This window comes from Lactiplantibacillus sp. 30.2.29, from assembly GCF_018991255.1.
Classification (GTDB): domain Bacteria; phylum Bacillota; class Bacilli; order Lactobacillales; family Lactobacillaceae; genus Lactiplantibacillus; species Lactiplantibacillus pentosus.
Map to the genome: position 1 here is coordinate 1 of NZ_JAGYGU010000103.1, position 842 is coordinate 842.

At 48.7% G+C, this 842-nt stretch carries 8 tRNA genes; all 8 read left to right on the forward strand.

Annotated features, from left to right (window positions below):
• Positions 1-93: 93 nt before the first annotated feature.
• The 8 genes from KGF65_RS16700 (at position 94) to KGF65_RS16735 (ending at position 842) form a co-directional block, all read left to right on the forward strand.
• Positions 94-166 (forward strand) — tRNA-Thr (locus tag KGF65_RS16700).
• Between the two features lie 16 nt (positions 167-182).
• Positions 183-254, forward strand: a tRNA-Gly gene (locus KGF65_RS16705).
• Positions 255-268: 14 nt separating this feature from the next.
• A tRNA-Leu gene (locus tag KGF65_RS16710) sits at positions 269-354 on the forward strand.
• A 13-nt stretch (positions 355-367) separates the two neighbouring features.
• Positions 368-441: transfer RNA gene (locus KGF65_RS16715), tRNA-Arg, on the forward strand.
• 5 nt (positions 442-446) lie between these two features.
• Positions 447-520: transfer RNA gene (locus KGF65_RS16720), tRNA-Pro, on the forward strand.
• A 30-nt stretch (positions 521-550) separates the two neighbouring features.
• Positions 551-624 (forward strand) — tRNA-Met (locus KGF65_RS16725).
• 15 nt (positions 625-639) lie between these two features.
• Positions 640-713 (forward strand) — tRNA-Ile (locus KGF65_RS16730).
• A gap of 39 nt (positions 714-752) precedes the next feature.
• Positions 753-842: transfer RNA gene (locus tag KGF65_RS16735), tRNA-Ser, on the forward strand.

The following is an 842-nucleotide window of genomic DNA, read 5'->3' on the forward strand; positions in this document are numbered from 1 at the left end:
GTTTACGGCTCATAAGTAAATAAGTTCATAAAAAGTTATTGTTGATTTATGTGACTGAGCATGATATGATGTTATAGTTGTGTTAATCGTCATGCCGACTTAGCTCAGCTGGCAGAGCATCTGTCTTGTAAACAGGGGGTCGGAGGTTCGAATCCTCTAGTCGGCATTAACTGAATAATTATGCGGAAGTAGTTCAGTGGTAGAACATCACCTTGCCATGGTGGGGGTCGCGGGTTCGAATCCCGTCTTCCGCTTTGTTCCAAGTGTTGCCGGGGTGGCGGAATTGGCAGACGCACAGGACTTAAAATCCTGCGGTTAGTGATAACCGTACCGGTTCGATCCCGGTCCTCGGCACTTTTTTTATGAAGCACCCATAGCGCAATTGGATAGAGTGTCTGACTACGAATCAGAAGGTTGTAGGTTCGACTCCTACTGGGTGCATATAACGGGAAATAGCTCAGCTTGGTAGAGCACCTGGTTTGGGACCAGGGGGTCGCAGGTTCGAATCCTGTTTTCCCGATTAAGTAGTCATTACGATTATTTAACACATCGCGGTGTAGCTCAGCTGGCTAGAGCGTCCGGTTCATACCCGGGAGGTCGAGGGTTCGATTCCCCCTGCCGCGATAGGAATAAGAGCTTGGACCTTTAGCTCAGTTGGTTAGAGCAGACGGCTCATAACCGTCCGGTCGTAGGTTCGAGCCCTACAAGGTCCATCTACTATTAATAGTGGACATTTCCTAGTTACAACTTATGGAGGATTACCCAAGTCTGGCTGAAGGGAACGGTCTTGAAAACCGTCAGGTGGGTCAAACCACGCGAGAGTTCGAATCTCTCATCCTCCT